The following is a 7165-nucleotide window of genomic DNA, read 5'->3' as shown; positions in this document are numbered from 1 at the left end:
CCGAGTGGCTAGGGATGCGTATTTTACGCAATTCCCGTTTCGCGTCAAGTCATTTTTAAACTAATTTAAAAACTCTTTTAAGCGTCACTTTACAGTGAACTGATTTGGCGTTTACACCATGCTATTGCGTGGTTTGCCGTGTCAGTGGATGCGCATTATAGGCAGATTCTGAAACACCGCAAGGGCTTTTTAAAATAAAACTGATTGAACGAAGATCTTTTGTGCAGATCGTTTTATTTTTGACTGTTATGGGTATTTTTGAAACGATTTTATTCTAGTTTAATGTAGTGCAGCGAAGTTTTTATTGGGTTTTAAGCTCATTTTTTCATCAGAGTATGGTGAAACCGCCAATAATTCATTACCATAGCTATGCTTTTAACAGTTATTTATCATTTTTCATTTTTATTAGAGACAAACTTATGCAGAAGTCATTTGTTATTACCTTAGTTGCAGCGCTAATTGGCGCAGTCATTATTTACGCTCTTTCTACCAATGTTCAACTTGTTGTGTCTTTTATCGCAGGTGTAATGTTAGCAAGTCTTATTTTCACTTTCGTACCTTCTTCATCTGCTGCAGGTTCAAATGAACCTTATGTTGGCCCAACGATGACTTTATATGTTGGTAACCTTCCATATCGTGTACATGAAGGTGAAGTTAAATCACTTTTCGGTGAATACGGACCAGTCAATTCAGTTCGTTTAGTTCGTGATAGGAAAACAGGTCGTCGTAAAGGTTTCGGTTTCGTTGAAATGTCTGAAGCTGGTGCGAAGAAAGCGATGAACAAATTGAATGATTACAGCTTCCAAGAACGTACCTTAAAAGTACGTGAAGCAAAATCTCAAGAATCAGATCCAGCGGATCAAAATAAAGATAGTTAGCAAGACCTTATTTAGTTGGCTACGGCAATATACTCAAGTTGTGTAAAACCGTAGTCGGCTAAAGTCTCTTTAAGCCCCGCATCAATTTCCTTCGTATACCCTGCTTTTAGCGTCCCTTGAATATCAGTCGAATCATTTTCATTAGTATCTATAAAAGACATCACTCTTGCTGCTATTGCATCTCCAGAATCTAACAACACCACTTTATGTGTTAAAGCTTCATCAATCTCTTGGCGTAATAATGGGAAGTGAGTACAACCTAAAACTAAAGTATCTAGGTCAGTACTATTAATTGGTGTGAGTATGTCTGCGATTTTAGCGTGATCAACTGTTTGTCTTTTTGCTTTGGCTTCGGCGATAAGTACAAGTTCAGATGAACCAACTAAAGTCACGTTGCAGCCACCAGCAAATGAGCTAATTAAGTCTTGAGTATACTGTCTAGCTACTGTGCCAGGTGTTGCTAGTAAACCTATATGCCGAGTTTTTGATATTTGTGCGGCAGGCTTAATAGCTGGCACAACTCCGACAATTGGAATAGTTAATTGCTTTCTCAGTTCAGGTAATACCAAGGTACTGGCACTATTACAGGCGACGACGACAATAGATGCATTAATTTGTCGAACCTGTTTGATGATTAACTCAACACAACCTCGAATTAACTCTTGCTCATTGAGATCCCCATAGGGAAGACGGGCATTATCAAATAAGTAATAAATATCATGATGAGGTAATTGGCTATGAATAGGTTCAAATACCGATAAACCACCAATACCTGAATCAAAAATGAGTATGGGACCGACCAAGATATTCTCCGTTGTAAGTGGTTATTAATAAGAATTCGATTATATTTTGATTTAATGTTCGAAGAACACGCCAATCCACTGGACAACAGCGGTGTGTAGTATAATATTTGCGCCCTTAATTTACAGCCTATGGTGGAACAAAATGAATTTAGCTGCAATGGATCCTAAAAACTATGATGCGCAACTCGAAGAAAAGCGTATCAAGCTTGAACAGACCTTTGCCGAGTTTACTCCGCCTAGCTTAGAAGTTTTTGCCTCAGAGCCTGCTAATTACCGCATGCGCGCCGAGTTTCGTGTTTGGCATGATGGCGACGACTTATTCTATTACATGTTTGATAAAGCGTTGAACGAAAAAGTACGTTGTGAGCAATATCTTCCTGCTGGAAACCTCATCAATGAAATGATGACAGCATTAATGGAAGAGCTACGTCCAAATCATGACTTACGTTTTAAGCTTTTCCAAGTAGACTTCCTATCTACGCTCAGTGGCGAAATTCTTGTATCACTACTTTACCATCGTCAGCTTAATGATGAGTGGCGCGAGCAAGCTGAACAAATGAAGCAACGCTTAGCTAAAAAGTTTAACGTTAACTTTATCGGCCGTGCACGTAAGCAAAAAATCGATTTAGATAAAGACTTCGTTGTTGAAACCCTTACTGTAGATGGCACCGAACTTAAGTATAAACAAATCGAAAACAGCTTTACTCAGCCTAACGCTAAAGTGTCTGTCAAAATGCTGGAGTGGGCCATTTCAGCCACTAAAGACAGTACCGGTGATTTACTTGAGCTGTATTGCGGCAACGGTAATTTCACTATCGCACTTGCGCCTAACTTTGATCGAGTACTTGCGACCGAACTTGCCAAGCCATCTGTTGATGCTGCGCAATATAATATCGCGATTAACCACATTGAAAACCTACAGATAATTCGTATGTCTGCAGAAGACTTTAGTGATGCAATGGCGAAGAAACGGAAGTACCGACGCTTGGAAGGTATCGATTTAGATAGCTATGATTGCAATACTATTTTTGTTGACCCACCACGTGCAGGGATCGACGATGATACGCTGTCATTAATGCAGAATTACGACCGTATTCTGTATATCTCTTGTAATCCGGAAACTTTGAAAGCGAACTTAGCAACGTTAAGTCAAACTCATGAAATAACGCGTTTTGCTTTGTTTGATCAGTTCCCATATACCCATCATATGGAATCTGGCGTATTACTTGAGCGAAAATCTCAAGCTTAACTTGCTATTGTTGATTAAACAGTAAGATCAAAAAGGCGGTGTTGTGATATCACAACACCGCCTTTTCTGTATTTAAGGTAGCAGCTTTCTAAAAGCTACTTAGTTTCAATCTTGTGCTGAAGTGCTTCTGCACCTTTAGCCACCATACGTAATTGAAGTACCAAGTGATCTGCTAATACTTTTCTATCTGCACGCTTCATATCTAATGCTGATGCACCAGCATTAAACACTAAGGTCACTAATGCTTCAGCCTGCACTCTTGCAAGCATTGGCGTTCTACCAGCTGTCGCTTCAGTGTAATGAGATAACTCAGAAATAAAATGTTCAATCTCTCTAGCTACTGCAGCGCGAAAAGCTGCCGAAGTACCTGAACGTTCATGTAACAGAATGCGGAATACGTTAGGATTTGATTCTAATACTTCCACAAAAGTGTCAACGGAAATACGAATAACACTGCCACCAGCTTCAGCACGTTGACGACCTTTACGCATCATCTGTCTTAATGTTAATCCGCCTTCATCTACCATTGTCAGACCTAACTCATTCATGTCTTTAAAATGGCGATAAAAAGATGTTGGTGCAATCCCTGCTTCCCTTGCAACTTCACGTAAACTCAAACTAGAAAAACTACGCTCAGCACTGAGTTGATTAAAAGCGGCATCTACCAATGCACGACGGGTTTTTTCTTTCTGTAATGCTCTTACACCCATGTATAGAATCCATTTAGTAAATGTTAGTGCACAGATAATACCGTTTTTATCAAAGAAACACAGCCTTTCAAAGCTTGACCACGGAATGAGGGTAAGTTAAATTAGCGTACAACTGTACGCCCAATAAGTTTTTTGGATTATCTTAATGAAAAAACCACCGATTATTTGGTTAAATACATCTCTATTTGCACTCACTTTACTGGGTGCCATCACGCTGGTGCCTTGGCGTGGAATAACCCATGGCTTTGAAGCTATTGAATGGGTTGCCTTTGTGGTGCTTGCTTTCGCCAGCGGCTTATCAATTACAGCCGGCTACCACAGGTTGTGGTCACATAAAGCTTATAAAGCTCATCCTGTCATGCGTTTTCTATTTGCTTTAGGTGGCGCACTTGCTTTACAAAACAGTGCTCTGCATTGGTCTTCGGATCACCGTATTCACCATAAGCATGTGGATAACAACGACAAAGACCCTTATTCGGCAAAAAAAGGTTTTTGGTACAGCCATATTGGATGGATGCTACGTGAATACCAAGCGAGTCGTTATCATGATTACAATAACGTGCGTGACCTACAAAAAGATGCCATCGTCATGTGGCAGCACAAACACTACCTTTCTCTAGTTGTGTTGATGAATATTGGCCTACCTGCATTTTTAGGTTGGTTAAACGGCGATATTATTTCAATGGTACTGATGGCAGGTTTACTTCGCCTTGTTGTTGTTCATCACTGTACTTTCTTTATTAACTCTCTTGCTCACATCTGGGGAAGTCAGCCATACACCAATAAAAATACCGCACGAGATAATGGTGTTATTGCGCTATTAACCTATGGTGAGGGATACCATAACTTCCACCATATTTTCGAGAATGATTACCGTAACGGTATTAAGTGGTGGCATTACGATCCAACCAAGTGGTTAATTAAATCGATGCATTGGGTTGGATTGGCTAAAGACTTACGCGTAGTGCCGCAAGAACGTATTGAAAGTGCGAAACTACAGATGCAACTACTTAGAGCTCAAGACAAAGTTGCTCACTTACCTAACTGTGATGAGATCATTGCTAACTTCCAAGCAGAATATGATTTAATGAAGTTACACTTAGTTGAGTACTATCAAGCTAAAAAGAGCTTAATTGAAGCGAAACGTAAGCAACTAAGCTATCAGCAGCTAAGTTTACAAGTTGAAGAACTAAAAGCACGCCTGTTAGCTCAAAAGAAAAATTGGCAAAACATTACTGCGGCTTATTAAAACCAGTCATTGTCATTAATGTGAAACGGCTGCCTTGCAAGGTAGCCGTTTGTGTTTATGATGGATAATCGACTTTATTGAGGATTATTCATTTCATGGCTGACACCGATATTAAGCTCACAGAATACAGCCATGGCGCTGGCTGTGGTTGTAAGATTTCCCCTCAAGTGCTCAGCACTATCCTCGCCAGTGATATTCCCGCTTTTACTGACCCTAACCTATTAGTTGGTAACCAAAGCCGTGACGATGCAGCTGTTTATCAGCTCAATCAAGAAACTGGCATCATTAGTACCACTGACTTTTTCATGCCAATTGTCGATGATCCTTTTACCTTTGGCCGTATTGCAGCCACTAACGCTATAAGTGACATTTACGCCATGGGCGGTACACCGATAATGGCCATTGCAATACTAGGTTGGCCGGTGAATACCTTACCAGCCGAAGTGGCGCAAAAAGTTATTGAAGGTGGCAGACAAGCCTGCGCTGATGCGGGAATTATGCTTGCAGGAGGTCATAGCATTGATGCGCCCGAACCCATTTTTGGTTTAGCAGTAACGGGGCAAATCCCTCTCGCTAAACTTAAACGTAATGACCAAGCTCAAGCAGGTGATAAACTTTACCTGACTAAACCCATTGGTATAGGAATATTAACCACAGCTCAAAAACAAAAAAAACTTGTTAAAGAAGACAGCCACATAGCTATTGATGCTATGTGTCAGCTTAATAAAGTGGGGCAAAAAATTGCTAACATCAATGGAGTGAATGCCTTAACCGATGTCACTGGATTTGGCTTAGCAGGACATTTAATTGAAGTCTGCCAAGGCGCAAACTTAGCCGCGACGTTATCGTTTGATCAAATCCCACTTTTGGATAAAGCAGAACACTATCTTAATCTTGGCTGTATTCCAGGTGGCACCCAGCGAAACTTTGACAGTTATAAGCAACATTTAGGTTCGCTAACAGACAAACAAAAAGCAATTTTATGCGACCCGCAAACTAGCGGTGGCTTATTAATCTCGGTATCTGCTAATGCCGAACAGCAACTTATGGACTGTTTAACTGAACAAGGGGTAAAACCCATCTGTATTGGTCAGTTATCCCCAGTTAACCAAACTGAGACAGATAAACCTATAGCATTAGTGGATATCTGCTAATGAGTTCCAATATGATTGCTAGTAGTGAGTATCAAGGTATCTTTCTCGAGGATATTCCTCTTCTCGATGTTCGCGCGCCTATTGAATACAGCAAAGGCGCATTTAACGCTTCAACCAATATAGCGTTAATGTCTGATGATGAACGCAAGCAAGTCGGCACTTGTTATAAACAACACGGTCAAAATGCGGCGATAGCACTTGGCCATAGCTTAGTAAACGGTAAGACCAAGCAGCAACGAGTAGAGGCATGGCAACAATACATCACCAAGCACCCTCAGGCTTATCTATACTGTTTTCGTGGCGGTTTGCGTTCAAAGCTGAGTCAGCAATGGATTAAAGAGGCGGGTAGCGACATCCCTTTCATCGAGGGTGGATACAAAGCTATGCGCCAATACCTTATTCAAACAATCGAGTCAGCAGCAATCGAACAACCACTGTTGATGCTAAGTGGAATTACCGGCAGTGGTAAAACAGATTTGTTATTGCAACGAAATGAAGCAATCGATTTAGAAGGTTTAGCCAATCATCGCGGCTCGAGTTTTGGAAAGAATATCGACCCTCAGCCAACTCAAATAAACTTCGAAAATAACTTAGCGGTTAAACTACTTAAACAACAGCAACTGCCATATCAATTTACGCTACTAGAGGATGAGAGTTATCTCATTGGTCGCTCCGCTATCCCGCAAGTTTTCTATCAAGCAATGCAGCGCAGTCAAGTTATCGTTTTAGAAGAGTCTTTCGATAAACGACTCACTCGTATCCATCAAGCCTATGTAGTGGATAAAGCCAATACCTATATTAACCGTTATGGAGCAGAACAAGGAAAACGTGCCTTTACTGATTACCTACTCAATAGCATTAACAGTATTAAAAAACGCCTTGGCGGCAAGATACATGCGGAGTTAATCGTGTTGATTGAGCAAGCTATCAACTGCCAATTTAATCGAAATGACTTATCGGCACACTTTGATTGGATCTCTACTTTGCTGCAGCATTACTACGATCCAATGTACCAGTATCAGCTAGCGAAAAAACAACAACGCATCATTTTTAGTGGTGACCATCAGGCGATTAATCAATGGCTAACTGCAAAGAGCCAACTATAAAAAAGCTTCATTAATC

At 40.7% G+C, this 7165-nt stretch carries 7 protein-coding genes; 5 read left to right on the top strand and 2 right to left on the bottom strand.

The window, feature by feature from the left end; genetic code table 11:
- Positions 1–419: 419 nt before the first annotated feature.
- Positions 420–878 (top strand): RNA recognition motif domain-containing protein, encoded by a 459-nt coding sequence (locus L2735_RS13415; protein WP_153912865.1) that lies wholly within the window; start codon positions 420–422, stop codon positions 876–878.
- A gap of 11 nt (positions 879–889) precedes the next feature.
- On the opposite strand, the gene murI is transcribed toward L2735_RS13415, so the two are convergent.
- Positions 890–1681 (bottom strand): glutamate racemase, encoded by a 792-nt coding sequence (gene murI / locus L2735_RS13410; RefSeq protein WP_248985181.1) that lies wholly within the window; start codon positions 1679–1681, stop codon positions 890–892.
- Between the two features lie 142 nt (positions 1682–1823).
- On the opposite strand from murI, the gene trmA reads away from it, so the two are divergent.
- Entirely contained in the window at positions 1824–2930 is a 1107-nt protein-coding gene (gene trmA / locus L2735_RS13405) for a tRNA (uridine(54)-C5)-methyltransferase TrmA (RefSeq protein ID WP_248985180.1), read from the top strand.
- 95 nt (positions 2931–3025) lie between these two features.
- On the opposite strand, the gene fabR is transcribed toward trmA, so the two are convergent.
- Positions 3026–3640: an HTH-type transcriptional repressor FabR gene (gene fabR, locus L2735_RS13400; RefSeq protein ID WP_248985179.1), complete on the bottom strand. Its 615-nt coding sequence runs from the start codon at positions 3638–3640 to the stop codon at positions 3026–3028.
- Positions 3641–3785: 145 nt separating this feature from the next.
- On the opposite strand from fabR, the gene L2735_RS13395 reads away from it, so the two are divergent.
- From L2735_RS13395 to mnmH, 3 genes are all read left to right on the top strand, one after another.
- A complete protein-coding gene (locus tag L2735_RS13395) occupies positions 3786–4889 on the top strand; it encodes an acyl-CoA desaturase (RefSeq protein WP_248985178.1) in 1104 nt (367 codons plus the stop codon).
- A gap of 95 nt (positions 4890–4984) precedes the next feature.
- On the top strand, positions 4985–6043 hold the full coding sequence (selD, locus tag L2735_RS13390; protein WP_248985177.1) for a selenide, water dikinase SelD: 1059 nt from the start codon (positions 4985–4987) through the stop codon (positions 6041–6043).
- Complete coding sequence (gene mnmH, locus L2735_RS13385) at positions 6043–7149, top strand: tRNA 2-selenouridine(34) synthase MnmH (RefSeq protein ID WP_248985176.1); 1107 nt, start codon at positions 6043–6045, stop codon at positions 7147–7149. The genes selD and mnmH overlap by 1 nt, the downstream gene beginning before the upstream one ends.
- Positions 7150–7165 lie beyond the last annotated feature (16 nt).

It is taken from the genome of Shewanella olleyana, from assembly GCF_023283825.1.
GTDB lineage: Bacteria > Pseudomonadota > Gammaproteobacteria > Enterobacterales > Shewanellaceae > Shewanella > Shewanella olleyana.
Note: the sequence above shows the minus strand (reverse complement) of the source record. Positions and strands in the feature narration are given on the sequence as shown.

What these genes read in the sequence shown, in the direction of transcription:
- L2735_RS13415 (WP_153912865.1), top strand. Translation starts at nt 420, where the DNA reads ATGCAGAAGTCATTTGTTATTACCTTAGTTGCAGCGCTAATTGGCGCA.
- trmA (WP_248985180.1), top strand. Translation starts at nt 1,824, where the DNA reads ATGAATTTAGCTGCAATGGATCCTAAAAACTATGATGCGCAACTCGAA.
- fabR (WP_248985179.1), bottom strand. Translation starts at nt 3,640, where the DNA reads ATGGGTGTAAGAGCATTACAGAAAGAAAAAACCCGTCGTGCATTGGTA.
- L2735_RS13395 (WP_248985178.1), top strand. Translation starts at nt 3,786, where the DNA reads ATGAAAAAACCACCGATTATTTGGTTAAATACATCTCTATTTGCACTC.
- selD (WP_248985177.1), top strand. Translation starts at nt 4,985, where the DNA reads ATGGCTGACACCGATATTAAGCTCACAGAATACAGCCATGGCGCTGGC.
- mnmH (WP_248985176.1), top strand. Translation starts at nt 6,043, where the DNA reads ATGAGTTCCAATATGATTGCTAGTAGTGAGTATCAAGGTATCTTTCTC.